Origin of the sequence: Nonomuraea phyllanthi (genome assembly GCF_006334985.2) — a bacterium.
GTDB classification, from domain to species: Bacteria; Actinomycetota; Actinomycetes; order Streptosporangiales; family Streptosporangiaceae; genus Nonomuraea; species Nonomuraea phyllanthi.
Genome location: NZ_VDLX02000009.1, coordinates 287,022 through 312,262, shown reverse-complemented (window position 1 = coordinate 312,262; position 25,241 = coordinate 287,022). Strand labels below are relative to the sequence as shown.

Below are 25,241 nucleotides of genomic sequence, written 5' to 3'. Positions count from 1 at the left end.
GGTCCGGCAAGGAGGAACCACCATGGACCGACGTCCGCCGATCTCCCGCCGCAACCTCCTGCTCGGGGCCGCCGCCTTCGGCGTGCCCGCCGCCCTCGCCGGGTGCGGTTCGAGCGACACCCCCTCCGGCGGAACGTCCTCGGGCGGCCTCGGCACCGTCACGATCGGCTCCAACGCCTCCGACGAGATCCCGAAGAAGTCCCTGGAGACGCAGGTCAAGGCCTTCACCCAGGGCACGATCAAGATCAACACCGTTGACCACAACACGTTCCAGGAGAACATCAACCGCTACCTGCGCGGCACGCCCGACGACGTGTTCACCTGGTTCGCGGGCTACCGCATGCAGTTCTTCGCCCAGCAGGGGCTGGCCACCGACATCTCCGACGTGTGGCGGGAGATCGGCGGCGACTACACGCAGGCGTTCAAGGACCAGTCGACCGGAACCGACGGCAAGCAGTACTTCGTGCCGTCCACGTACTATCCCTGGGCGGTCTTCTACCGCAAGAGCCTCTGGGAGGAGAAGGGCTACGAGCCGCCGGCCACGCTGGACGAGTTCACCGCGCTGGCGAGGAGGATGAAGGCCGACGGGATCGTCCCGATCGCGTTCGCCGACAAGGACGGCTGGCCGGCGATGGGCACGTTCGACATCCTCAACATGCGGACGAACGGCTACGACTTCCACATCTCGCTCATGGGCGGCAAGGAGTCGTGGACCGACCCCAGGGTCAAGCAGGTCTTCGACACCTGGCGGGGGCTGATGGAGTACCACCAGCCCGCCGCGCTCGGCCGCACGTGGCAGGAGGCCGGGCAGTCGCTGGCGCAGAAGAAGACCGGCATGTACGTCCTGGGGATGTTCGTCGCCCAGCAGTTCCCCGAGGCCGACCGCGGCGACCTCGACTTCTTCACCTTCCCGGAGATCAACCCGGCGTACGGGACGGACTCGATCGACGCGCCCATCGACGGCTACATGATCTCCGCCAAGGCCAAGAACGTGGACGGCGCCAAGGCGCTGCTCAAGCTGCTCGCCCAGGCCTCCTCCCAGAACATCGCCACCGAGCTGGACCCGGGCACGCTGGCCGCCAGCTCCAAGGCCGACACCTCGGATTACAGCGCGCTGCAGAAGCGCGGGGCGGAGCTGGTGTCGAAGGCCACGCACATCGCGCAGTTCCTCGACCGCGACACGCGCCCCGACTTCGCCTCCACCGTGATGATCCCGTCGCTGCAGTCGTTCGTCAGCGAGCCGGCCGAGATCGACTCCTTACTGGTGAGCATCGAGAAGCAGAAGGCCAACATCTTCCGCTGATGGCCGCCAAGACCCGTCGCTACTCCGCCCGCGACGTGACCGTGCTGGTCATCGGGCTGGGGGTGGCCATCGTCGTCAACGTGGGCCTGATCTGGGGGCCCACGCTGGCCTCCGTCGGGCTCTCGGCCACCGGCTGGAACGGCATCGGCCCGATCGAGTGGGTGGGCGCCAGGAACTACCACGACCTGGCGGCCGAATACCCGCCGTTCTGGTCGGCCGTCCGCAACAACCTGCTCTGGCTGGCCTTCCTGGGGCTGGTCGCGACTCCGTTCGGGCTGTTCTGCGCGGTGCTGCTGGACCGGCGGCTGCGCCTGTCGCGCGTCTACCAGAGCGCCCTCTACATGCCGGTCGTGCTGTCGCTGGCCGTCGTCGGCTTCATCGCGCAGCTCGTCTACTCGCACGACTACGGCGTGCTGAACGCGGTGACCGGGCTTGGCGTGGACTGGCTGGGCGACAGCTCGATCAACATCTGGGTGGTCATGGTCGCGGCCGGCTGGCGGCACGTCGGCTACGTCATGATCATCTATCTGGCCGGGCTGAAGGCGGTCGATCCGGCGCTGAAGGAGGCGGCGGCGATCGACGGGGCCGGGGAGCGGCAGACGTTCTTCCGCGTGGTCTTCCCGACGCTGCGGCCGGTCAACGTGATCGTGCTGGTCATCACGGTGATCGAGGCGCTGCGGGCCTTCGACATCGTCTACGCCATCAACAAGGGCAGGAACGGGCTCGAGCTGCTGTCCGTGCTGGTCACCGAGAACATCGTGGGCGAGGCCAGCAGGATCGGGTTCGGCTCGGCCATCGCGGTGATCCTGCTGGTGATCTCGCTGGGGTTCATCGTCACGTACCTGTCGCAGCTGTTCAAGGAGGAGCGATGACGCCCTCGCGGCGCCCGGTCCGGCCGCTGCGGATGCTGCTCCACGCCTTCCTGGCGCTGGTGGCCCTCGGGTGGGTGCTGCCGCTCGCCCTGGCCGTCTACGCCTCGCTGCGCCCGTACGAGGAGACCGCCCGGCTGGGCTACTTCTCGCTGCCCGAGCACCTCACCCTCGACTACTACGGCCAGGCGTGGAGCCAGGCGGAGCTGCCCCACTACTATCTGAACACGTTGATCATCGTGGTGCCCGGCCTGCTGATCACGTTGCTGCTGGCGTCGTTCACGGCGTTCGCCATCGCGCGGCTGCGCATCCCGGGGCGCAAGGCGCTGCTGATCGTCTTCACCGCCGGCAACCTGCTGCCGCCGCAGGTCCTCATCACCCCGCTCTACACGCTCTACACCCTCGTCCCGCTGCCCGCGTGGCTGTCGGACTCGCAGTCGCTCTACGACTCCTACCTGGGGCTGATCCTCATCCACGTGGCGTTCCAGTTCGGGTTCTGCGTGTTCGTCATGGCGAACTACATGCGCACGATCCCGGAGGAGATCACCGAGGCGGCGCTGGTGGACGGGGCCTCGGTGTGGAAGAGGTACTGGCGGCTGACGCTGCCGCTGTGCCGCCCGGTGCTGGCGGCGCTGTCCACCCTGCAGTTCACCTGGATGTACAACGACTTCCTGTGGGCGCTGGTGCTGATGTCGTCCGGCGACAAGCTGCCGGTCACCTCGGCCCTGAACAACCTGCGCGGCCAGTTCTTCACCGACTACAACCTGCTGGCCGCCGGGTCGATGCTGGTGGCGCTGCCCACGCTGGTCGTCTTCCAGCTCCTCCACAAGCAGTTCGTCGCCGGTCTGACGCTGGGGTCCACCAAGGGTTAGCCGCGATTTCTCACGCGTGTCTCGTTCGGGAACCGGCGTCCGATTGGTTACCGTGGAACGCGCGTCACGGCCCGCGTCACAGCGGGCCCGCTCCTCCTGCCAAGGCTGCCACAGCGACAGAAGGAGTTGCCTGCGTGGACACGGTGACCTCGTGTGCCGGGCCGGCCCGGACCCAGCCGGCCGCCCCGCCCGCCGCGGGCGACGCCCGATGAGCCCTGTGGTCGTCATCGGAGCGGGCCTCGGGGGCCTGTCCGCGGCGATCCATCTGGCCGCGGCCGGTCGCGACGTCACCGTGGTGGAGGCCCTCGCCGAGCCCGGCGGCTGCTGCGGCACGGCGCGCGTCGGCGCGTACCGCTTCGACACCGGCCCCTCCGTGCTCACCATGCCGGGCGTGCTCGCCGAGGTCTTCGGCGCGGCGGGCCAGGAGCTGCGGCACTGGCTGCCGCTGCGCCGGCTGGACCCGTCGTACCGGATGGTCTTCGAGGACGGGTCGCGGCTCGACGTGCGCCCCGAGCGCGAGGCGATGATCGAGCAGGTGCGGGCGGTATGCGGGCCCGCGGAGGCGGCCCGCTACGCGCGGTACCGGCGGCTGCTCGGCGAGATGTTCCGGGTGGAGTGGCCGGCGTTCATCGACGCGGACATGACCAGGCTGCGCGGCCTGGCCCGGCCGGCGGCACTGCTGCGGCTGGCCCGGCTGGGCGGCTTCCGCCGGCTGGACCGCCTGGCGGCCCGCCACCTCACCGACCCGCGGCTGATCAGGGCGCACACCTTCCAGGCCCTGTACGTGGGGCTGTCGCCGCAGCGCGCGCTCGGCATCTACGCCGTCATCGCGCACATGGACACCGTCGGCGGCGTGTACTTCCCCGAGCGCGGCGGCATGCACGCCATCCCGGCCGCCATGGCGTCGCTGCTGGAGAAGCTGGGCGCGAGCATCCGGTACGGCGTGCGCGCCCGCCGGGTCGAGACCGACGGCGACGGCGTCACCGGAGTGCTCATGGCCGGCGGCGAGCGGCTGCCCGCCGCGCAGGTGGTCGTGGCCTGCGACCGGCTGGCGGCCCGGCGCCTGCTGCCCTCCCTGGCGGGCGACTGGCGGCTGCGCCGCCCCCGCCACTCCCCCTCGTGCCTGGTGGTGCACGTCGGCCTGGACCGCGAGCTGACCGGCCAGGCACATCACACGCTGCGCTTCGGCCGGGCCTGGCGGGAGACGTTCGCCGCGCTGGCGGCGGGCCGGCCGCAGCCGGACTCCAGCCTGCTCATCACCTGTCCCGCCCCGGACGGCGAGGCCGCGCCCGAGGGCCACACCGCGCTCAGCGTCCTGGAGCCCGCGCCCAACCTGCGGGCCGCCGACTGGGGCCGCCTGCGTCCTGAGCTCGAGGCGCGGCTGCTCGGCCGCCTAGCCGAGGCCGGTTACGGCGACGTGGCGGGCGCGCCCCGCCTGGTGCTGGACCCGCCCGCCTGGGCGGAGCGCGGCCACAGCGCGGGCACCCCGTTCGCGCTGGACCACCGCTTCACCCAGACGGCGTGGCTGCGCCCCTCCGCGGTCGCCCGGCGGGTGCCGGGCCTGCACTTCGCCGGCATGTACACCGCTCCCGGCGTCGGCGTGCCGCCCGTGCTGATCTCCGGCCGGCTGGCCGCCGAACGCATTCTCAGGGAGACCCGTTGACGCTGACCGCGAGCTACGAACGCTGCCGGCGGCTGCACGCCCGCTACGGCCGGTCCTACTACCTGGCCACCCGGCTGCTGCCGCGGTGGAAGCGGCGGCACGTGCACGCCCTGTACGGTTTCGCGCGCTACGCCGACGAGATCGTCGACTCCTTCACGATGACCGCGGACCGGTCCCGCGCCCTCGACCGGCTGTCCGCCCTGGTCGAGGCCGGGCTCGCGGGGGCGGAGGCGGACGACCCGGTGCTGCCGGCGTTCCTGCACACCGTGCGCTCCTTCGGCATCGACCACGGCGACGTCGCTGCCTTCCTCGCGTCCATGCGCGCCGATCTGTCGGTGACCTCGTACGCCACCTACGACGACCTGCTCGGCTACATGGCCGGATCGGCCGCCGCCATCGGCACGATGATGCTGCCGGTCCTGGAGCCGGCGCCCGGCCGCGCGGAGGCGGCCCGCGAGCCCGCGCGCCAGCTCGGCCTGGCCTTCCAGCTCACCAACTTCATCCGCGACGTCGCCGAGGACTTCGCACGGGGCCGCGTCTACCTGCCGGCGGAGGACCTGGACAAGTTCGGCGTCGACAGGAGCGCGCTGGGAGCCTCCCGCAGCGGGCGGGCGGTCCGGGAGCTGCTCGCCTTCGAGGCCGGGCGCGCCCGCGACCACTACCGCGCCGCCGCCGGCGGCATCGGCCTGCTCGTCGCCTCCTCGCGACCGTGCGTGCGGGCCGCCTTCGACCTGTACGGCGGCATCCTCGACGAGATCGAGCGCCGCGGGTTCGAGGTGCTGGCCGGTCGGGTACGGGTGCCGCGCCGCCGCAAGGCGGCCGTGTTCGCCCGCCACCTGCCGGCCTCCGCCGGGGCGGGCCGGGCCGAGCGCCGCGTCCGCATGGAGCTCCCGTGAGCGCCGTGGCGCCCGTGATCCTGGACGCGATGGGCGGCGACCACGGGCCGGCGGAGACGGTCGCCGGCGCGGTGCGGGCGCGGCGCGCCCACCACGTGCCGGTCGTCCTGGTCGGCGACGAACCGCGCCTGACCGGTGAGCTGCGCGCGCACGGAGCCACGGGCGAGATCGCGGTGGTGCACGCCGACGACGCCGTCCCGATGGCCGAGCGCGGCGCGGTGGCCGCGACGCTGGAGACCTCGAGCCTCGCGGTCGGCTGCCGGCTGGTCGCCACGGGCGAGGGCGGGTCCTTCGTGTCGGCCGGGTCCACCGGCGCGGTGGTCTCGTGCGCGGCGCGCGGCATCGGCCGCTCCGGCGGCGTGCTGAGGCCCGCCCTGGCCGTGGCCCTGCCCTCGCTGCGGGGCGGCGCGAGCGTGCTGGTGGACGCGGGCGCGACAGCCGATCCGAGCCCGGCCATGATGGCCCAGTTCGCCCTGCTGGGCGCGGGCTACGCGCGGGCCGTGCTCGGCCGTCCCGACCCGCTGGTGGGGCTGCTGTCGATCGGCTCGGAGCCGGGCAAGGGCAACCGGCTGGCCCGCCGTGCCGCGGAGCTGCTCACCGGCCTGCCGGTGCGCTTCCACGGCAACATCGAGGGCCACGACGTGCTGACCGGCGCGGTGGACGTGATCGTCACCGACGGCTTCACCGGCAACGTGGTGCTGAAGAACGTCGAGGGCTGCGTCCGCACGGCGCTGACCATGGTCGTCGAGGCCGGCCTCGCCTCCCCGGAACGGCTCGCCGAGTTGGCGAGCCGCTACGCCCCGGAGACCCACGGCGGCGCGGCCCTGCTCGGCCTGCGCGGCACCGTCGTGGTCGCGCACGGCTCCTCGCCGGCGGCCACCATCGCCCGGGCCTGCGTGATGGCGCACGCGCTGGCCGAGCACGGCCCGGCGACGGGGATCGGGACCGGGACCGGGACCGGGACCGGGACCGGGACCGGGATCGAGACCGGGACCGGGATCGAGACCGGGACCGGGATCGAGACCGGGATCGAGACCGGGATCGAGACCGGGATCGAGACCGGGGTCGCTGTCGCTGCCGCGGAGCCGGTGACGTGACGCGCTCAGCGCAGCGGGTCGACGCCCTCCCAGGTGCCCTCGCTCGCGTACGGGATGAAGCGGGCGAACAGCTCCTCGGCGTACCAGTCGTGCGCGCGTACCCGCTCGATGACCCGCCGGTGCGCCCGGCCCCGGTAGGCGAAGGCGCGCACCGCCTCGTGGTCGCGCCACAGCGAGAAGGTCGCCTGGCGGGCCAGCGGCCACTCCCCCATGCCGATCGAGGCGAGGCAGCCGTCCTGGCGCCGCAGCAGCTCGTCGACCTCTGGCACCGACCGGTAGAAGGCGAGCAGGCGGCCGGGCCGGATCGACGCCCTGGTGAGCACCGCGACGGGCCCGCCGTCGCCGCCGCCGCGCCGGGCCGCCAGGCCGTCGAAGGGGTCGCGTCCCGACCAGGCGCCGCGCGAGGACACCGGGGCCAGCCGCACGTGCCACGCCTCGCACGCCTCCGCCCGCCAGCGGGCGGCGATCGGCGAGGCCCGCAGGAACTCCTCCAGATCGCCCTCGCCACGCCAGACCGCGAACAGCGCCCACCGGCGCAGATCCGCGCCCAGCGACATGGTGCGGCCCCGGCCGGTGCCGAGCAGCCGCCAGAACAGCAGCCCTCCGGCGCGCCGCAGCAGCGGCCGGTCGAAGGCCATGTGCTTCATCGCGCCGGCGCTGCCATACCGGATGAGGTGGAACGACGCGATGGTCGAGGTGCTCACGGCGGTCATCGCCGGCTACCTGCTCGGCTCGGTGCCGGTCGCGGTCCTGGTGGCGCGCGCGCACGGCGTCGATCCGCGCGACGTCGGTGACCGCAACCCGGGGTACTGGAACGTCAAGGAGCAGCTCGGCCCGCGCGCGGCCGTCCCGGTGTTCGCCGGCGACACGCTGAAGGGCGTACTGGCCGCGCTGGCGGGGCTCCTGGTCAGCGGCGCCGACACCACCGCGCTGGGCGCGGTCACGGGGGCGAGCGTGGTGCCGGTGTACCTGGCCGTGGCGGCGGCCATGGCCGGGCACGCGTGGCCGGTCTTCGCCGCCTTCCGGGGCGGTCGCTCCGTTCTCACCTTCGCGGGCGGCATCGCGGTCATCTGCCCGCCGGCGTTCGTGCTGGCGGTGGCCGTGCTGGCGGTGACGGCGGTGGCCCGGCGCTCGTTCGCGGTGGGGGCGCGCCTGGCGGTGTTCAGCGTACCGGTGCTGCAACTGCTGTTCGCGCCGGCGGAGCTGGTCGCGGCCACCGGCGGGCTGATGTGCCTCATCGGGCTCCGCTTCGGCCAGGCCGCGCTGTCCGCGCGCCGCCGCTGACGTCCAATGCGCCGCTTACGTCCGATGCGCTGCTGAGGTCCGATGCGCTGCTGAGGTCCGATGGGCCGCCGCCCACGTCCGGCGCGCCGCCGACGTCCGGCGCGGGCCTGCTGGGGTTCGGCGCGCCCCGGCCGGCGGCCGGGTAGGTGCGTCCGCGCCACGTACGGACCGGCCGTAGCGTGGCCTGCGTCAGCCGGAGCGCGGACGCCGGGTCGAGCAGCGGCGACAGCAGCAGGCCGGTGCCGGGCTCGCGGTAGCTGCCGCGCAGCGCACCGGCCAGCAGCAGGCGCATCGCCAGCAGGGCCACGTCCAGGCCGGTGGGCCGGCCGGCGGCCAGGCGGAGCACGGGCAGCGCCCCGGTCAGCCAGATGACCGCCAGGTCGGCCGCCTGCCGGCCGGGCCCGGTCACGTCGCGCAGCGGCAGCGAGCGCCCCCACTCCCGCCACAGCTCTCCGACCGAGTCGTGCATGTCGACCTCCAGCAGGTCGCCCGCGTCCAGGAAGCCCACCCTCCAGCCGCGCCCGGCCAGGGTCCTGGCCAGCGCCACGTCGTCGGTCATCCGGTCACGCACCAGCGCGAACCCGTCCGCCGCGAGCATCCGGTCCCGGAGGAAGGCCGTGCACTGGCCGTTGGCGACGACGCGGTGCGGCGGCGGCGGGCTCTCCTGGCCGATGGGCCCGAAGCGGTAGACCAGCGTCGCCAGCATGGACGCGTGCAGGGCCTGCTCCAGCGCTCCGTCGCAGACGAACCGGGGGCCCGCGCTCACCAGGTCGTACCGTCCCAGGGCACCCGCGAGCGCGCCGAACAGGCCGGGCGCGGGCCGCGCGTCCGCGTCGAGCGTCACCACCATCTCACCCACGGCGGCGGCCACCCCGTGGCGCAGCGCCCACTGCTTGCCCACCCACCCTCCGGGCAGCGGCTCGGCGGTGACGACCTTGGCACCCAGCGAGGCGGCCACCTCTGCCGTGCCGTCGCGGGAGCCGTCGTCCACCACGATCACCTCGGTGACGGCCGGGGCCGCGAGGACGGAGCGCAGGCACGGGCCGATCCTGGCCGCCTCGTCGCGAGCCGGGATGACCACGGAGATCGTCACGTCGGCGGTCGGGACGGGCAGGAGCGGGGGCAGCCGCCGCCGGCCGCGCGCGAGCCTGCAGGCGACGACGGCGGCCGCCACGGCCTGAGCGGCGGCGAGCGTCGACAGCGCCCACCGCCTCGAAGGGCGCTGTGCCGGCGCCGATCGCCCGGGAAACAGCGGCGCCGATGTCCACCGTCCGAGAGACGGCGGCGGCGTGCGGCGGCGTGGCGGGCGCGGCGTCATCGTGTGCCGCCCTCGAAGTCGCGCGCGACCAGCCCGGCCACGATGCGGGCGCCCAGAACCACCATCGGCAGCCCGCCGCCCGGGTGCACCGAGCCGCCCACCAGGTACAGGCCGCGCCGCGGGCCCCGGTTGCCGGGACGCAGGAAGGACGACGACCTGCCCCGGTAGGCGCTGCCGTAGATGGCGCCACCCCAGGCCCCGTAGCGGTCGCGCAGGTCCGCCGGGGTGAAGACGTCGGCGAAGCGCAACCGGCCCGCCAGGTCGTGGCCGCGCTCGGCCAGCCGCTCCAGCACCAGGTCCCGGTACGCCTCCACCCGGATCGGCCAACGGCGCGGATGGCGGGCGGGCACGTTGACGAGCATCGTCCAGTTCTCCGAGCCCGGCGGCGCCTGGGAGGGGTCGTCCACCGCCGAGCAGCCGATGTAGACGCTCGGGTCGAGTGGCGGGCTGCCGCGGTCGAAGATGTCGGCGAACTCCCGTTCGTAGTCGGCGGAGAACAGCACCGAATGGTGGGGCAGCCCGGGCGTGCGCCCCTCCACCCCGGCCAGCACCAGCAGCGCCGACGACGAGAGCCCCAGCCGGGCGATCCGGCGCAGCCGCCGGCGATCGGGCAGCAAGCGGGCGTACAGGGCGGCGGCATCGGTGTTGGCCACCACGACGGCGGACGGGACGCGTTCCCCGCTCGCCAGCCGCACCCCCGTGACCCGGGAGCCGTCGGCCTCGACGGCGGCGACCGGCTCGGACAGGTGCACCTGCACGCCGGCGGCCTTCAGCAGCAGGGCCAGGTCGTCGGCCAGCCGGGCCAGGCCGCCGGGCACGTACCAGATGCCCTGGCCGTGCTCCAGCGCCGGGACGCAACCCAGCGCGGCGGGTGCGCGGTACGGGTTCGAGCCGGCGTAGGTGGCGTAGCGGCCGACGTACTGCCGCAGCCGGGGGTCACGGAAGTAGTGGCGGGCCAGCCCGTCCAGGGTGCGCCCGGGCGCCACGGCCAGCAGGTCGGACAGCCGGGCCTCGCCCGGCTGTCGGATCAGCGGTCCGGCGAACGCGGTCCGGTTCGCCGCCCGCAGGCAGCCTCGCGCCCAGCCGTGGAAGGCCCGCCAGGCCCGCCCCTCCCCCGGGGCCAGCCGCTCCACCTCGGCGGCCATCCGCTCCGGGTCCCGCCTGGCGTCCAGCACCGTGCCGTCGGCGAACCGGTAGCGGCACAGCAGCTCGGGCTCGATCAGCTCGCGCTCCAGCCCCAGCCCGCGGAACAGCTCCGGCATCGTGAGCAGCGAGGGACCCAGGGAGAAGGTGAATCCGTCACGGCGATGCTCGGCCAGCTTGCCGCCCAGCCGCGACGCCCGCTCGTACAGGCGTACCTCGTGCCCCCGCACGGCGAGCAGCAGCGCGCACGCCATGCCGCCGACGCCGCCGCCGATCACCGTCACCTCTGCCATGGCCGCCTCCAGGCCGGCGCGGCGAACGCGCCCATCGTGATCCCTCCCGCCACCGCCACCGCCAGGTCGGGCGGGTCGAACACCGCCGCGAAGGCGACCGTCTCCATCACCGCCATGACCGTGTACAGCGCCAGCAGCCCCCGCCCCGCGCCGGCACCGCCGCAGACGCGCCCGACGGCCAGCATGACCAGCGCCGACACCAGCAGCCAGCCCGCGAAGTTGGTCAACGGGATGCCGCGGTAGAAGCCGTCCTCGACCCAGCTCCACAGGCCCAGCCGGACCATCTGCGGGTCCAGGAACAGATCCCAGGCCGTCAGCGCGCCCGCGCCCGCGCAGACCCGCGCCCACCCGCCCGCCGGTACGACGGCGGCGGCCACCGCGTACGCCGCCAGCCCCATGCCGCCCCAGGCCAGCGCCACCACCACGGGAACGCCGGCCACCTGCGGCCACAGCACGTCGCTGTAGCGGTACGCGCCGAAGGGGAACCCGGTCAGCACCCCGATGACCTCGGCCGCGTACCCGATCGCCACCGCCGCGCAGAACGCGCCCGCCGCCCTGCGCGGACCCCACGCGCCCGCGGCGAAGGCGACGGCGCACGCCGCCAGCAGCACCACGATGGGACCGGTGAACCGCTCCGGCCGCGCGTCCAGGCCGGACGCCACCTGCAGGCCCACCATGGTCAGCAGGCACAGCGCGCCCACCGCGCGTGCCGGCCCGAGGGCCGCGCGTCCCGCCCGTTCGCTTCGCGTCTGTTCCACACGCCGTCTTTCGCAGCCGCCGCATCCACGGATGCACGTGCCCCGTCGCGTCCCAAGCGAGCTTCACGGCCGTCCGAGCATCAGGACAAGATTCGCTCCCGCCACAGGGCCGGCGCCCTGACGCGGAGGTTGCGGTCCGGGCGCAGGTGCGGCGCCGCTCGTCCCGGGTACGGGGGGAGACGATGCAGACCTTCCTGCCCTACGCGGACTTCGTCGCGACCGCGCTCGCCCTGGACGTGCGGCGCCTGGGCAAGCAGCGCGTGGAGGCGGTACAGGTGCTGCGCGGGCTGACGGTGGCGAACTACGGCTGGCGGAACCATCCCGTGGTGGCCATGTGGGCGGGTTACGAGGAGGCGCTCACCCGCTACGGCCTGGAGATCTGCGGCGTCTGGTGCGCGCTGGAACACGCCGACACCTGCGCGGCGACCCTCCACGCCGACTACCGGCGTGCCCTCGGCGCCGAGACGGTGCGCTCCCAGCGGGAGCTCGGCGAGGCGGGCGAGCTCCCGCCGTGGCTGGGTGACGAGGCGTTCCACCTCAGTCACCGCTCCGCCCTGGTGCGCAAGGATCCGGAGCACTACCGGTCGCTCTTCCCCGGTGTGCCCTCCGACCTCCCCTACGTGTGGCCCGCGTCGGACCGCCCTCGCCGCGCGGCGGAGAGCCCCCTCGGCCGCCCGGATCCCGGGTGAGGTCCGCGGGACGGGGTCAGAGCAGCGCGTGGAAGCGGGCGGCCACCTGGTCCCACGCCCATTCGCGGGCGACCCAGTCGCGCCCGCCCGTGCCCATCTTGCGTGCCTTGCCGGGATCGCTCAGCAGCTCCACGATCGCCTGGGCGACCTCGCCCGCGTCCTCGCCGTCCACGACCAGCCCGGTCTCGCCGGGCCTTACGGCGTCGGGCGCGCCGCCGGACGCGCCCGCCACCACCGGCAGCCCGGTGGCGGACGCCTCCAGGAACACGATCCCGAGCCCCTCCACGTCCACCCCCCTCCACCGGGTACGGCACGGCATCGCGAACACGTCGGCGGCCGCGTAGTAGCCCGGCAGGCTCGCCGCCGGCACCGTGCCGGTGAACCTGATCGACTCGTGTCCCGCCGCCAGCCGTTCCAGCGTCCTGCGGTACGGCCCGCCGCCCACCAGCAGCAGCACGGCGTCCGGCACCGCCCGCAGCACCCGGGGCCAGGCCCTGATCAGCTGGTCCTGGCCCTTCCTCGGCACCAGCCGCGACACGCACAGCACCACGGGGCGGCCGTCCAGGCCCAGCTCGGCCTTGGGGGTGCCGGGGCTGAACTGGGCGAGGTCCACGCCGGGCGCGAGCCGTACCAGCTTGCCCGGGGGGACGGCGGCGGCCAGGCGCCGGCGCGTGTACTCGCCCAGATAGGTCATCACGTCGGCGTGCCCGCCGATCCTGCGCAGCGCCGCACGGAAGCCCGGCGCGCCCGCCCACGACGCCTCGTGGCCGTGGGTGAGCATCACCACGCGCCTCGCGCCCGCCCTGCGCAGGGCGGGCGCGAGCAGCCCGAGCGGCGCCGCCGCCCCGAACACCACGGTCCGCGCGCCGTGCCCGGCCACGAGCCGGGCCGCGCGCCGCGCGACGTCCGGGGTCGGCAGCATGAGCCGCGTCGGATGCCGCACGACGGGGTACGGCTGGCGCGCGTCGAACTCCTCGCAGCCCGGCCAGGCGGGCGCGTAGACGACCACGCCGGGTGTGCGCAGCGCGAGACCGTGCACGAACGACTGGATGCCGCCCGGCCTGGGCGGGAAGTCGTTGGTGACGATGAGCACGCTCGCCCCGGCGTGGTTGACGTCAGGTGTCACGGCACCGGCACGCCGTTCAGTTCGGCCCAGGCGCGGGCCATCGCGATCCGCTCGGGGCTGGAGGGATGGGAGGCATAGAGCACATATTCCACCGCATCCGGCGACAAGTCGGAAATATTGGTGACTGCCAGATGTTTCTGCATCTCGATGAAGGTCGCCGGATCCTGCGTCAGGTCGAGCGCGTGCAGGTCGGCCCTGGCCTCGATGTGGCGGGTGACCAGGTTCTCGGCGGGGCTCATGATCAGGGACCCGATGGTCATCAGCCCCATGATCGCGCCGACCGCGCGGGGATCGCCGATCGACGTGACGCCGACGCGGCGACTCACCGGGCCGAAGATCAGGAACAGCAGGATGGCGCCCAGCGCCGCGCTCAGCGCGCCGATGAACGTGCCGTAGAGGACGTCGTCGCGCTTGGCGTGGCCGAGCTCGTGCGCCACGACCAGCTCGATCTGGGGCTGCGGGGCCTTGAGCAGCGTGTCGTAGACGACGATCCTGCGCGTGGCGCCGAAACCGGACACATACGCGTTGAGCGCCGTCGTCCTGCGCGAGGCGTCGGCCACGAGCACGTCCTCGACCGGAACGCCGTCACGCTCCGCCATGGCGAGCAGGCTCGTGCGCAGCGGGCCCTGCCGCATGGGTGTGAAGTCGTTGAACAGCGGCGCGAACACCACCGGGTAGACGAACGACACCACGATCGTCAGCGCGAACGCCCCGGCGGCGGCCGGGATCCACCAGCGCCTGAACCTGCGGGCCAGCGCCACGAGCACGAGCAGCGTCAGGCAGAGCAGAGCCGCCTCGACGCCGATGTTCTTGAGCCGGTCAGCCGCCCACGGGCCCCACTGCTGCGTGGACAGGCCGTAGTCGCGCAGCAGCGTCTCGACCCAGATGGCGAGCGGCAGCTTGACCAGCTGGATGAGCGCGGTGATGACGACGACGCCGAGGATCACCCGGGCCCACCAGGGCCCCCTCAGCCACGCCACCAGCTTCGCGCCCACCGGGGTGGCCACCAGCAGCCCGGCGATGACGAGACTGATCGCGAGCGCCAGGTAGCTCGGCAGCGTGGTGGCCGCGTCGAACGCCTCCGACCTGGCGATCTGGGCGGCGGTGAAGTCGCGCGCGGGGTCGGGCGGGCCGGAGGCGATCAGGTGCCAGGGGGTGCTGAAGGCGGCCACGGCCACGGTGACCAGGCCGAGCAGCACGGCCGCCACCCCCGCCTGCCGCCACCGCCGCCGCTCGCCCGCCTCCCCTCCGCGTGACCCGCCCCCTCGACCGGCTCCCGGGCCGGACGCTTCCTGGCCGAAAGCTTCCGGGCCGGACGCTCCCGAGCCGGACCCTGCTTGGCCGGACGCTTCTTGGCCGGACGTGGATCCGCCGCCCTCGTCGGACCGGCCGTCGCCCGGCCGCTCCTGCCCGTCCCCGTTCACGGACACACCGCTGCCCGCCCCTCCGGTACGCGGCCCGGAGCCGAGGGCCGTCACCGAGCCCCCCACCTCCTCGCCGGCCTCCTGCGCCGCCTCGCCCGTATCTCGGCGTTCGCTCATCTACTTCTGCCTCCCCCTCACGCGAGCTGGTCCCGCACGTAGTCGCGCCACCGTGCCGTCAGCGTGGCCGCGGAGAGCCCGAGCGCGGCGAGCGCCTGATCGACGCCGTTCGCCCGGGCCTCACGGTAGAGCCTCACCAGCGTCCCCTCACCGAACCGGTCAGCGATGAAGCGACACGCCAGCCAGGCCTCCTGGTACGCCCGGGCGAGGCGGAGCGGGTCCCGGCCGTCGGCCGCGAAAGCCGCAGGTCCCGGCAATTCACCCGGAATCCGCCCGGCCCGGACCTCGACGGCCAGCTCGGCGGCGGCGATCCGCACGGGCAGCCCGGAGTCGCGGTAGCCCACGTAGTCGGCGAACCCCTCGTAGAGCCAGATCGGCAGGCCGTCGGTGCCCGCCGTGACATGGGTGAGCTCGTGGGCGAGGACGACGTCCTTGCCGGTGGAGTTGAGCCGGGCGAAGACCTCTGGCACGACGATCACCCGCCCGCGGTCGGCCACCGCGGCCAGCCCGTCGACCGACCCCACCCGTGCCAGCGCGGCGGCCTCCGCGGCGGTGCCGGGAACCACGATCAGCGGTCGTACTGGCCCGCCCAGCACCTCCGCGACCCGCCGCCCGGCCGCGTCCGCCCTGCGCGCGAGATCCCGCAGCTCGCCGGGCGCCGCGTGGTGCCCGACGACGACGGACCGCGCCCCGCGAACCACGACGCCGCCGTCAGGCCACAGGTGGCGGGCCTGGGACGGGAGGATGGGAGACTCGGGGGTGGGCGCGCTGGCGGGGACGACGGCGAGCACCGCGATGGCGACCACCGCGGTGCGCCGACTCACCCACCCCGACACGATGCCCGATCGTAGCCGCCCACCCACCCGCTTTCGCCCCGTTCAACCCCTGCTGATCGCGGGGCCACCGTGTCCGGGGACGCTGTGGTGCGACGGCTTACGGCGACTGCGGCCGAGGCCGGAGGGCGCAAAGGCGAACGGTGCTGAGGTGGAGCCGACTTCGGGCGTCGGGGTGTCGAGGCGGTGGGGGCAGGGGCGGGCGCAGAGCTCAGGCGCAGCGCAGGACGCGGGCGGGGGCACCGGGCGCGGGGCGGGGGCACCGGGCGCGAGTGCAGAGCGCAGGCGCGGAGGCGGGCGCGGGCCTGAGGCGCGGGCCTGAGGCGCAGGCTCGGGGGTCGGGACGCCGGGGACTCGGGGCGCGGGGTCGCGCGGGGCTCCGGCGGGGCGCTCGGGGGTTCTGAGGGCCGTGAGGGCTCTGGAAGGACCTGTGGACGTGAGGTAGCCGGCCCGGGCGACCGGACGGCAGGAGCGGCCGAGCACTGACGACTCGGATGAGCGGCTGGGGAAAAAGCCAAGGCCCGGGACCGTCCGCCATGGCAGGGCGGACGGCCCCGGGTTCACCCCCTCGCAGGTCAAGGTTGCGGCGTTGCGGTGGCCGGCCATGTGCGGGTCAGCGGGCGTCTCCCTGGAGTCCCTCAGCCACGTGCGGCGACTGGCGCCAGACCGGCCGTGCCGTAACCAAAAGAAGGAGGGGGTTACGCGCCGGGACGGACCGCGCCCACGAACGACGACTTGCGCCATCCGCCCAGCCGGTCGATGCGCACGCGTTCGCCCGTCCTGGGCGAGTGGATCATCTTGCCCTTGCCGACGTACATGCCCACGTGGCCGAGCCCGTTGAAGAACATCAGGTCGCCGGGCTTGAGGTGCCGCCACGAGATCTTCTTCTTGACGCCGGCGAACTGGCTGCTCGCCACGCGCGGGATCTTCACGCCGGCCTTCCTCCAGGCGAACTGGACGAGGCCGGAGCAGTCGAACGAGCCGGGACCCGTGGCACCGTACCGGTAGGGATCACCGATCTGGTGCTTGGCCACGGCGACGGCCTTGCGGGCCTTCGACTTCTGCCGGGCGATCCTGGCCGCCTTGCGTGACGCGGCCTTGGCCGACTTCGAGGCGCGGGCGGTGGTGACCGCCTTCGCCGCGGAGTCGGAACTGCTCGAACCGCCGGCCGCTTCGGTGCTCGACTGGCCGGCCGTCACGCCGGTCAGCCGGCCGACCGGTGTGTTCGTCGTGCTGGTCGTGTTCGTCGCCGCCTGCGCCGTCGAGGCAGGGAGGGTCAGACCTCCGGCCGTCACGGTCATCGTGAGCGCTACGCCACTCAGGGCAAGGCGGGACAAACGGGGGTTATGCAGGGAGGTAGACAGGATTGCTCCTTGAGTCTTCCACGAATGCCTACCGGGTTAGCTGACGGATTCGGGCCTGGAAGTAGCCCTACGGCGCGATCTGCGCGCCGATTCACCCCTGATCCCTGGGGAACTGGGATCGCTGGGTCCCCGGCTCCGTGCCTCCTGGCTGCACGGATTCGGCGGGCCGACCGCCCGATGAAACGGAGTTCACATGGGGATGTGCGGGCGGTGACCAGCGGATCTTCATCTGTCTCGCATCGGGAGGGACCGATGCGGGTTCGCGGAGGACATGGCTTGTTCGCCGCGACGACGCCAGAAGCTACGCCGAACCGCGACGAATCAGCAATTCGAGACTTGTCCTGTAAAGATCCGCTAAAGGGGTTTGTAAGAGTGAAAATCCCTGCTGGGACCCCAGGCACCGTTATTCAAATGTGACCCTGCTCACACTTGCTTTCGCAGCCGTTTGTCAGGCCACGATTGTCGCGTTTGTCACATTTGTTGCATGGTCATCCCGGGTCGCCGACTCCCAGGAACGTTCCAAAAACGCGATGCCGCGTCAACGATGCGGCATCGTAGATGACGGCGCTACGGGCGGACGGCACCCACGAGGCTGCGGCCGTAGGAGGAGAGGGGGACCACCTTGACCACGTCGCCGGTCTGGGGCGCGTGCACGATCTTCCCGTTGCCCGCGTAGATGCTGACGTGCCCGAGGCCCTCGCTGAAGATGAGGTCGCCGGGCTGGAGGTCGTCCAGGGAGACCCTGCGGCTGGCCCCCCACGCCCACTGCTGCCACGTCGTACGGGGCAGCGACACGCCGCCGGCCCGCCACGACGCCTGGGTCAGCCCCGAGCAGTCGTAGCCGCCCGGCCCCGTGCCCCCGTAGACGTACGGCTTGCCCACCTGGGCGTAGGCGAAGCGCAGGACGGCGGCGGCATTGCCCGAGGCGGGGCCGGTGTACTTGATGCCCGTGCTGTTCGGGTTGCCGGGGTTGTAGGCGCCCAGCCTGTTCAGGAGCTTCTTCTGCTCGGTGATCAGCTTCGTGATCTCCGAGCGCTCCTTCTCGACCCCGTCCCGCTCCTTGTCCGCCGCCTCCAGCGCCTTCTGCGCCTTGTCGCGGTCGGACTTCAGCTCGCGGTTCTCGCGGTCGAACGCGGCCAGCTTCTCCGCCCGCTCCTTCGACATCTGCCCCGCGATCGTCAGCCCCGCCAGCAGCGCCCGCGGGTCGTCCGCGCCCATCAGCCCGGGCAGGGAGGTCACGTCGGCGCCGATCTTGTAGCTGTTGACGGCGATGCCGACCACCTCGGTACGCAGGTCCGCGACGGTGGCGAGCTTGCGCTTGTAGCTGGTGTTCAGCTTGGTGTAGGTGCTCTTGGCCTTCTTGTAGCGCTCGTTGGCCGTGTTGTAGCGGTCGACGACCTTGTCGGCCTTGTCGTTGAGCTTCTCCAGCTTGGCCTTGGCCTGCGAGATCGTGGGTTTGGGATCGGCGGCGGCGCCTATGGGGGCGAGGACCAGTCCGAACGCGAGACCCGCGGCCACCGGCACCCTGCCAAACCTCACTGTGTCGCCTCCAAGGGGGATGGATCTGGGGCGAAATAGTACAGAAGTGGCGGGTGGGGCTCACCCGAATGCAGCAAATCGTAATCTAGGCCCGGCCGAGCCTGCGCAGCAGCAAACCAGACGGAACGGGTCTGGCTCCCATCCGCCGGACGGACTCCGCCACCTCGCGGTCCGACGAGACCACGGCGATGGCCCGGCCGGGCGGCTCGGCGCGTACGAGCTGGCGGATCAGGTCGTCGGCGATCTCCCCCGGCTCGCTGAACAGCACCCGCACGCCGCGCGGCGCCACCACCTGCACGGGGGCGTTGAGCTCGGCCCCGTCGAACACCACGGTGACCTCGACCCTGGTCTGCGCCACCAGCCCGCCGAGCCCGGTCATCAGCCGGTTGCGCTGGTCGGCGAGGGTGAGCGTGCCGTAGCCGGTCTTGGTGACGTTGTAGCCGTCGATGATCAGGTGGATCTGCGGCAGGGCCAGGAGCTGGTCGAGGAGCTGCGGGTCGTCGTCGGCCAGGGCACGCGCGGGCACCCCGCGCACGCCGGGCCGCTCCCCGGTGACGGCGGCCACCGAGTCGGCTGGCCGGCTGATCGTCGTGGGCAGCGCCAGCTCCCTGCGCAGCCCGGCCGAGGCGTCCTGCAGCGCGTCGAGCAGCACCCTGATGCGGGCGTCCTCGATGCTCCTGCCCTCGCGGGCGGCCCGGCGGGAGGCCTCCAGCTGCTTCTCCACGTCGGCCAGGCGCTCGCGCAGCCGCCGCAGCTCCGCCTCGCCCGCCGCGGACGTCGCGGAGGCGGCCGACCTGGTCTCCTGGGCGGCGTGCTCCACCTCCTCGGCACGGCGCAGCGCGGCCTTGGCCCGCTCGCGGGCGTCGTGGAGCTTGCGCCGCAGGTCGGAGTTCTCGGCCCGCGCGGCCTTGATCTGCTCGCGCAGCCGGTCGGCCTCCTCCTTGGCGGCGGTCTTCTGGGCGGCCAGCTGCTCGCGCAGCCGCGCGACCACCTCCTCGCGCTCCGACCCCTCGGCGGCCACCGCCGACCGCTCCAGGTCGGCGCGGGCCGTCTCGATCATCTCGGCCCAGCCGGGCGGCCGGGTGAGGTACGCGGCCGCGGCCACGAGCACGGGATCGGCGGCGGGCGGCACGTTGCCCTCGGCCAGCGAGGAGACCAGCTCCGGCCATCCGGCGGCCACGGACTCGGCCACCAGCTCGCGGAACTCCTTGTCGTTCTCCAGCTGCGCCGCGATGGGGGCGCTGCCGAGTTTGGCGCGCTTGCGGGGGTCGAACTTGGCTATGCCGCGCAGCGGCGGAGGGATGGAGACAGCGGGCATCGTCCCGAGGACCTGAGACGCCAGGTCGACGACATTGAGCCGCACCTGCTCCGGTAGCGGGCGGGACAAGCCTTCACCCGCTGAACTCATCCCACTTGTCCCTTCGTGACATGCCCTTTCAGACAAGGGTACGGCTGTCGCGTACCTGACCGTAACGTCCGCCCGTTCGCGCACGAGCGCTTGGTCGGTGATCTGCGGCCGGACGGGGAGCGGCGCCCGGCCGTGCGGGAACGCCGGGCACGACCTGGTGGAACCGCCCGGTAGCCGGGCCGGGGCGGCGCCTCGGGACGCGGCGCGCGGCCGCGGGCTCCGCACGCTGGAGTGCCGACTTTGTGTGACGTTCCGACGTCGTTACGTTCCGGCGTCGTTACGGGGCCGACGTCGTTACGTTCGGCCGTCGTTTCGGGGACGGCTCGTTACGGAGCCGGGGTCGTTACCCGGGGGCGGGGTCGTTACGTCCCGGCGTCGTAGACGAGCAGCGCGACCTGGACCCGGTTGTTGAGGTCGAGCTTGGTGAGGATGCGCGAGACGTGCGCCTTGACCGTCGGCACGCTCATGTAGAGCTCCCGCCCGATCTCGGCGTTCGACCTGCCCTGCCCCACGGCCAGCGCCACCTCGCGCTCCCGCTCGCTGAGCCGGCCGAGCAGCGTCCTGGCTCGCCGGGTGCGCGCCGCCGCCTCTCCGTCGGACACGTGCGCGATGAGCTGGCGGGTCACCGCGGGCGACAGGATCGGCTCGCCCGCGGCCACCGTCCTGATGGCCTGGACCAGGTCGCCCGGCGCGATGTCCTTGAGCAGGAACCCGGCCGCGCCCGCCCGCAGCGCCCGCAGCACCTGCGCGTCGGCGTGGAACGTGGTCAGCACCACCACCTCGGGCGGCGAGGACGTGCGCCGCAGCGCCTCGGTGGCGGCGAGCCCGTCGACGTCCGGCATGCGGATGTCCATCAGCACCACGTCCGGCCGGTGCTCGGCCACCAGCGCCGGCACCTCCGCCCCGTCACCGGCCTCGGCCACGATCTCGATGTCGCCGACGCCGCCGAGGATCATCGACAGCCCCGCGCGTACCATCGCGTCGTCGTCGACGACCAGCAGCCTGATCATGCGTCCTCTCCAGTCCTCTCCACCGGCCACGGCAGCCACGCCCGCACCACGAAGTCGCCGTCCTCGGTCGTGCCGTGCTCCAGCCGCCCGCCCGCCAGCTCGGCCCGCTCCGTCAGCCCGATGAGCCCGGCGCCCGCTCCGGGAAGCCCGGATCCGCCGGGCGCCTCTGAAAGTCCCGACCCCGCGAGTGCCCTCGGGAGGCCCGATTCAGAGAGCGCCCTCGGAAGACCCGATCCCGCGAGTGCCCTCGGACGTCCTGACCCCGCGAGTGCCTCAGGAAGCGCCGGTCCGGCGAGCCCGGCCCCGGGAAGGCGCGGCCCGTGGCGGCCCCCGGCGGCCGGGTTGCGCACCTCCGCCGACAGCCCCTCGCCGGGCGCGCCCGCGACGGTGACCGCGACGGGCGTGCCGCCCGCGTGCTTGCGGGCGTTGGTGAGCGCCTCCTGGACGATGCGGTAGACGTTGCGGCCCAGCCCTTCCGGGGCGTCGCCGTCGGCGCGCAGGTCGAGCCGCACGTCCATGCCCGCGTGGCGGCACTCCTCGACCAGCGTGGGCAGGTCGGCGAGCGTGGGCTGCGGCCGGTCGGGCACCGGGTCGTCGCCGTCCGGCCGCGCGTGGCGCAGCACGCCGATCACCTCACGCAGATCCTGGAGCGCAAGGTGGGCGTTGGTCCTGATCGCGCCGGCCGCCCTGGCGATCTCGTCGGCGGGCGCGTCCGGCCGGAACTCCAGCGCGCCCGCGTGCAGGCTCAGCATGGAGATGCGGTGCGCGAGCACGTCGTGCATCTCCCTGGCGATGCGCTCGCGCTCCAGCCGCTTGGCCTCCTCCGCGGCGCCGTCGGCGCGCTGCCGGAGCGACCAGACGAGCTGCCGCCTGGCCCTGACCACGATCCCCCACGCGGACACGGTCAGCAGGATCGCCATGCCGAGCGCCGCCGACCACATCCTGTCGAGATCCTCCAGCGGCCGCAGGAGGACATACGGGGCCAGGGTGGCCATGGAGAACAGCATGATCGGCCCGGACACCTTGAACGGCCGGTGCACCGCCACGGTGAACAGCCCGACCACCGAGGCTCCGCCCGACAGCTCCAGGTAGGAGGAGAGCAGGTTCGTCACCACCGCCAGGCCCACCGGCCATCGGCGCCGCAACCACACCGCCGCGCACGACAGCGCCCCCACCACCTGCTCCAGCGCTTGCAGCGGCTCCGGATAGTTCTCGAGCTCCGGCAGGCTCAGGAGCGTGATGCCGCACGCCACCAGGAACATGAGGATGTCGACGATCCAGTCGCGGGTGGAGCGGCGCACCCGGCGGCCCTCGCGGCCGTCTCCGAGCAGCACCGACGGCAACGCCCACCGGTATTCGTGGGCGTGGGCGCCGTCCCCCCGCAGTGCCGTCACGCTCATCGAGGTTAGGGCCTGCCAGGGGTACGGCGACAGCGACCAAAGTCTGTCCCTGCCGAGACCTAGGGCCGACGCGGGCGGCACGGCCTCGCGACGACGCTGGGTGCCATGAAGGCGACGCTGACGGTGCTCGGCTGGCTGCTGCTCCTGCAGGGGGCGGGTGGCCTGCTGAACACCCTGTTCGGATGGTGGCGGTGGGCGCACGACCTGCTCGTGGTGCATCGGCTGCCGTTCCTGGAGGGGTACGAGGTGTTCGCGGCCGTCGTGATCGGGGTGCTCGGGTTCGTGCTGCTGGCCGTGGCCGACTCCGCCGGCAAGGCCGAGGGCGGGAGATGACCGGGATCGCGCGGACGGAGCTGCGCCCGCCGCGCCACCAGGCGGACCCGCGGGCGGTCGCCTGGTGGACCGTGCAGTGGCTGATCCTCATGGTGCCGGTCGGGGCCGCGACGGTGGCGGCGTACTGGATCTTCACCGCGCGGCCGCTCTGGCTGGGCGCGTGCGCGGGGCTCCTCGCCGCGGGCTGCGTGGCGCTGGCCCTCGTGGCGCCGCGCGCCTACTACCGGGTGCAGCGGTGGGAGGTCACCGACGAGGCGGTCTACACGCGCAAGGGATGGCTCACCCACACCTGGCAGGTGGCGCCGATGTCGCGGATCCAACGGGTCGACACCGCGCGGGGGCCGGTGCAGCGGCTGTTCGGGTTGGCCGACGTCACGGTGACCACCGCCTCCTCCGCGGGGGCCGTCAAGATCGAGGGGCTGGACCATGAGGTGGCGGCCGAGCTCGCCGAACGGCTGACCGCCATCACGCAGGCGACGCCGGGGGACGCGACGTGAACGGGTCCGGCGCGCGGGGCGGCGACCGCGCCCTAGGCCACGTCCGCGAGTTCGCCCCGAAGGGACCGCTCGCCCACGACAGGGCAGGCGTCCGGGACGGGGTGGTCGCTTCGAAGGAAGGAGCACCGGTGCCGGATGGGGCCCGGCCTCATGGAGGCCGCCCGGATGAGGCTCGACGAGATGCCGGCCGACCGGATGAGGCCCGATCCGATGGGAGCCGGGCGGGTGCGGGCCAGACGACTGAGGACCGGACGGATGCGGACCGGACGGATGCGGACCGGACGGATGCGGACCGGACGGATGCGGGGTGGCGGCGGCCGGATGGGCGGGGTCTCTGGGCCTCTGGGGTGAAGTCGCTGGCCGTGGCGGCAGGCGCGGTCGCCGGGCTGGCACGTTTCCTGGCGGATCGCGGCTGGGCGCCGGGCAACGTGGTGGCGGCGTGTGCGGCGGCCGCGGTGCTCGTCGTGGCCGCGGTGGTGGCGTACGACATGATCAGGATCCGTACCACCCGCTGGCGGCTCACCCCCGAGCGCCTCGAACTGCGCTCGGGCATCACCGTCCGGCAGCACCGCTCGATCCCCCGCGACCGGGTGCGCAGCGTCAACCTGCGGGCCGATCCGGTGCTGCGGGCCTTCGGTCTCACCGTCGTGAAGGTCGGCACCGGCGAGCACGCGGCCGAGGAGACGGAACTCGCGCTCAACCCGGTGACCAGGCACGAGGCCGAGTCGTTGCGGCGGGCCCTGCTGCGGCAGGGTCCGGTGGAAGGACCGGCTCCCGGCGACGGCCCGCTGGCGGAGTTGCGCTGGTCGTGGATCAGGTACGCGCCGCTCTCGGTGTGGACGTTCACCGGTGCCGCGCTCCTGCTCGGGGCGCTCTACAAGGCGCTCTCCTCGATCGGTGCCAAGGGCGTCGCAACCCGGGCGGCGACCGGCCTGTGGGATTGGGTGATCGCGCAGCCGCTGGTGGCGGTGCCCCTGCTCCTCGCCGTGAACGTGGCCGCCGGCGGTCTCGGCGCCGTCCTGCTGTTCGCGGAGTCCTGGGGCCGCTACCGGCTGGAACGCGAGCCCGGCCGGCTCCGGCTCCGCCGCGGCCTGCTGACCACCCGGTCGCTGACCCTGGAGGAGCGCAGGCTGCGCGGCGTGGAGATCAGCGAGCCGCTGCTGCTCAGGCTGGGCGGCGGTGCCCGCGTCAAGACCATCGCCACCGGGCTCGGCAAGGCGGCCGAGCACGAGACGGAGGACGTCGCGGCCCTCGCACCGCCCCTCCCCCGCGCCCTGGCCTGGCGGCTGGCGGCCAGGATCGCGCGCATCGAGCCGGCGCCCGAACACCACGCGCACGCCCCTGGCCTGAGCACGGCCGACACGCGCATTCTCGGAGCAAGCAGGGCCCACGCCATCACTCCTGGGCCGAGTGAGGCGGCGGAACGGGCTCGCGAGGCGGTCGGAGCCGGCATGGCCGGGCTGACCACGGAGGCGTTGGTGGCGCATCCCGTGGCGGCCAGGCGCCGGCGGGTCGTGCGGGCGCTGGTGACGGCCGCCGTGCCGGCCGCGATGGCGGGCGCGGTGGCCTGGGAGGTGCCGTGGCCCTGGCTGCGGGCGTCGGTCTGGGCGGTCCCGGCGGTGGCGCTGGTGGCCGGGATGTGGGCGGCCGTGGAGGACGCGAGGAGCCTCGGCCACGCGCTCGGCACCCGCCATCTCGTCACCAGGCAGGGCGCGGTGGTACGGCGAACGATCGCCCTGGACCGCCGGGGCGTCTCCGGCTGGACGATCACGGAGACGTACTTCCAGCGCCGCTCGGGCCTGGTCACGGTGTCCGCCGTCACCTCGGCGGGCAAGGGCCGGTACGACGTGGTGGACGTGGGTCGGACCGAGGGCCTGGAGCTGGCCGCCGGGGCGGTCCCCGGGCTGCTGGAGCCGTTCCTGGTCCGCTGTGAACCCGAGCCGTTCCCGGCCCGCGGCTGACGCGAGTGTTTCCGGCCCGCAACTGACGTGAGCGTTCCCGGTCC

The 25,241-nt window shown here is 73.6% G+C and carries 23 protein-coding genes and 1 riboswitch; of the genes, 11 read left to right on the top strand and 12 right to left on the bottom strand.

Annotation, left to right across the window (positions count from 1 at the left end; translation table 11 throughout):
* Window positions 1-22: 22 nt before the first annotated feature.
* From FH608_RS25265 to FH608_RS25240, 6 genes are all read left to right on the top strand, one after another.
* Entirely contained in the window at window positions 23-1,303 is a 1,281-nt protein-coding gene (locus FH608_RS25265; protein ID WP_193318612.1) for an ABC transporter substrate-binding protein, read from the top strand.
* Window positions 1,303-2,175 carry a carbohydrate ABC transporter permease gene (locus FH608_RS25260; RefSeq protein WP_139633062.1) on the top strand — a complete coding sequence of 291 codons (873 nt, stop codon included), beginning with the start codon at window positions 1,303-1,305 and terminating at the stop codon, window positions 2,173-2,175. Before FH608_RS25265 ends, FH608_RS25260 begins: the two co-directional genes overlap by 1 nt.
* On the top strand, window positions 2,172-3,044 hold the full coding sequence (locus FH608_RS25255; protein WP_139633061.1) for a carbohydrate ABC transporter permease: 873 nt from the start codon (window positions 2,172-2,174) through the stop codon (window positions 3,042-3,044). The genes FH608_RS25260 and FH608_RS25255 overlap by 4 nt, the downstream gene beginning before the upstream one ends.
* 208 nt (window positions 3,045-3,252) lie before the next feature.
* Complete coding sequence (locus FH608_RS25250) at window positions 3,253-4,707, top strand: phytoene desaturase family protein (RefSeq protein WP_139633060.1); 1,455 nt, start codon at window positions 3,253-3,255, stop codon at window positions 4,705-4,707.
* Window positions 4,704-5,603: a phytoene/squalene synthase family protein gene (locus FH608_RS25245; RefSeq protein ID WP_139633059.1), complete on the top strand. Its 900-nt coding sequence runs from the start codon at window positions 4,704-4,706 to the stop codon at window positions 5,601-5,603. Before FH608_RS25250 ends, FH608_RS25245 begins: the two co-directional genes overlap by 4 nt.
* Window positions 5,600-6,700: a phosphate acyltransferase gene (locus FH608_RS25240; protein ID WP_226899869.1), complete on the top strand. Its 1,101-nt coding sequence runs from the start codon at window positions 5,600-5,602 to the stop codon at window positions 6,698-6,700. Before FH608_RS25245 ends, FH608_RS25240 begins: the two co-directional genes overlap by 4 nt.
* Window positions 6,701-6,705: 5 nt before the next feature.
* Here the strand turns inward: FH608_RS25240 and FH608_RS25235 are convergent, their stop codons facing one another.
* Window positions 6,706-7,413, bottom strand: a complete 708-nt coding sequence (locus tag FH608_RS25235) for a spheroidene monooxygenase (RefSeq protein ID WP_226899868.1) — start codon at window positions 7,411-7,413, stop codon at window positions 6,706-6,708.
* On the opposite strand from FH608_RS25235, the gene FH608_RS25230 reads away from it, so the two are divergent.
* The gene (locus tag FH608_RS25230) at window positions 7,388-7,984 is read left to right on the top strand and encodes a glycerol-3-phosphate acyltransferase (RefSeq protein ID WP_139633058.1); all 597 of its coding nucleotides are present in this window, start codon (window positions 7,388-7,390) and stop codon (window positions 7,982-7,984) included. The genes FH608_RS25235 and FH608_RS25230 overlap by 26 nt on opposite strands.
* On the opposite strand, the gene FH608_RS25225 is transcribed toward FH608_RS25230, so the two are convergent.
* The 3 genes from FH608_RS25225 to FH608_RS25215 form a co-directional block, all read right to left on the bottom strand.
* Window positions 7,935-9,158, bottom strand: coding sequence for a glycosyltransferase family 2 protein (locus FH608_RS25225; RefSeq protein WP_226899867.1), 1,224 nt, complete (start codon window positions 9,156-9,158; stop codon window positions 7,935-7,937). The genes FH608_RS25230 and FH608_RS25225 overlap by 50 nt on opposite strands.
* Before the next feature lie 140 nt (window positions 9,159-9,298).
* Window positions 9,299-10,738: a phytoene desaturase family protein gene (locus FH608_RS25220; protein WP_193318611.1), complete on the bottom strand. Its 1,440-nt coding sequence runs from the start codon at window positions 10,736-10,738 to the stop codon at window positions 9,299-9,301.
* Window positions 10,726-11,496, bottom strand: a complete 771-nt coding sequence (locus FH608_RS25215; protein ID WP_226899866.1) for a carotenoid biosynthesis protein — start codon at window positions 11,494-11,496, stop codon at window positions 10,726-10,728. The genes FH608_RS25220 and FH608_RS25215 overlap by 13 nt, the downstream gene beginning before the upstream one ends.
* 182 nt (window positions 11,497-11,678) lie before the next feature.
* Between FH608_RS25215 and FH608_RS25210 the strand changes: the two genes are divergently transcribed.
* Window positions 11,679-12,185 (top strand): MSMEG_6728 family protein, encoded by a 507-nt coding sequence (locus FH608_RS25210; RefSeq protein ID WP_139633056.1) that lies wholly within the window; start codon window positions 11,679-11,681, stop codon window positions 12,183-12,185.
* 16 nt (window positions 12,186-12,201) lie between these two features.
* Here FH608_RS25210 and FH608_RS25205 read toward each other — a convergent pair whose 3' ends face one another.
* From FH608_RS25205 to FH608_RS25165, 8 genes are all read right to left on the bottom strand, one after another.
* Complete coding sequence (locus FH608_RS25205; protein WP_193318610.1) at window positions 12,202-13,311, bottom strand: glycosyltransferase family 4 protein; 1,110 nt, start codon at window positions 13,309-13,311, stop codon at window positions 12,202-12,204.
* The gene (locus FH608_RS25200; RefSeq protein WP_193318609.1) at window positions 13,308-14,852 is read right to left on the bottom strand and encodes a M48 family metallopeptidase; all 1,545 of its coding nucleotides are present in this window, start codon (window positions 14,850-14,852) and stop codon (window positions 13,308-13,310) included. The genes FH608_RS25205 and FH608_RS25200 overlap by 4 nt, the downstream gene beginning before the upstream one ends.
* Window positions 14,853-14,869: 17 nt before the next feature.
* The gene (locus FH608_RS25195; RefSeq protein ID WP_139633055.1) at window positions 14,870-15,676 is read right to left on the bottom strand and encodes a hypothetical protein; all 807 of its coding nucleotides are present in this window, start codon (window positions 15,674-15,676) and stop codon (window positions 14,870-14,872) included.
* A gap of 707 nt (window positions 15,677-16,383) precedes the next feature.
* A complete protein-coding gene (locus tag FH608_RS25190; RefSeq protein ID WP_139633054.1) occupies window positions 16,384-16,986 on the bottom strand; it encodes a C40 family peptidase in 603 nt (200 codons plus the stop codon).
* A gap of 73 nt (window positions 16,987-17,059) precedes the next feature.
* Window positions 17,060-17,223: riboswitch (cyclic di-AMP (ydaO/yuaA leader) on the bottom strand.
* 393 nt (window positions 17,224-17,616) lie between these two features.
* The gene (locus FH608_RS25185; protein WP_226899865.1) at window positions 17,617-18,588 is read right to left on the bottom strand and encodes a C40 family peptidase; all 972 of its coding nucleotides are present in this window, start codon (window positions 18,586-18,588) and stop codon (window positions 17,617-17,619) included.
* An 85-nt stretch (window positions 18,589-18,673) separates the two neighbouring features.
* Complete coding sequence (locus FH608_RS25180; protein ID WP_139633053.1) at window positions 18,674-19,996, bottom strand: NYN domain-containing protein; 1,323 nt, start codon at window positions 19,994-19,996, stop codon at window positions 18,674-18,676.
* 362 nt (window positions 19,997-20,358) lie between these two features.
* Entirely contained in the window at window positions 20,359-21,006 is a 648-nt protein-coding gene (locus FH608_RS25175) for a response regulator (protein WP_139633052.1), read from the bottom strand.
* Window positions 21,003-22,400 (bottom strand): sensor histidine kinase, encoded by a 1,398-nt coding sequence (locus FH608_RS25165; RefSeq protein ID WP_226899863.1) that lies wholly within the window; start codon window positions 22,398-22,400, stop codon window positions 21,003-21,005. Before FH608_RS25165 ends, FH608_RS25175 begins: the two co-directional genes overlap by 4 nt.
* A gap of 111 nt (window positions 22,401-22,511) precedes the next feature.
* On the opposite strand from FH608_RS25165, the gene FH608_RS25160 reads away from it, so the two are divergent.
* The 3 genes from FH608_RS25160 to FH608_RS25150 all read left to right on the top strand — a co-directional run bounded on the left by FH608_RS25160 (window position 22,512) and on the right by FH608_RS25150 (window position 25,197).
* Window positions 22,512-22,739 carry a hypothetical protein gene (locus FH608_RS25160; protein ID WP_139633051.1) on the top strand — a complete coding sequence of 76 codons (228 nt, stop codon included), beginning with the start codon at window positions 22,512-22,514 and terminating at the stop codon, window positions 22,737-22,739.
* On the top strand, window positions 22,736-23,236 hold the full coding sequence (locus tag FH608_RS25155; RefSeq protein WP_139633050.1) for a PH domain-containing protein: 501 nt from the start codon (window positions 22,736-22,738) through the stop codon (window positions 23,234-23,236). Before FH608_RS25160 ends, FH608_RS25155 begins: the two co-directional genes overlap by 4 nt.
* A 347-nt stretch (window positions 23,237-23,583) precedes the next feature.
* Complete coding sequence (locus FH608_RS25150) at window positions 23,584-25,197, top strand: PH domain-containing protein (protein ID WP_139633049.1); 1,614 nt, start codon at window positions 23,584-23,586, stop codon at window positions 25,195-25,197.
* Window positions 25,198-25,241: the final 44 nt, after the last annotated feature.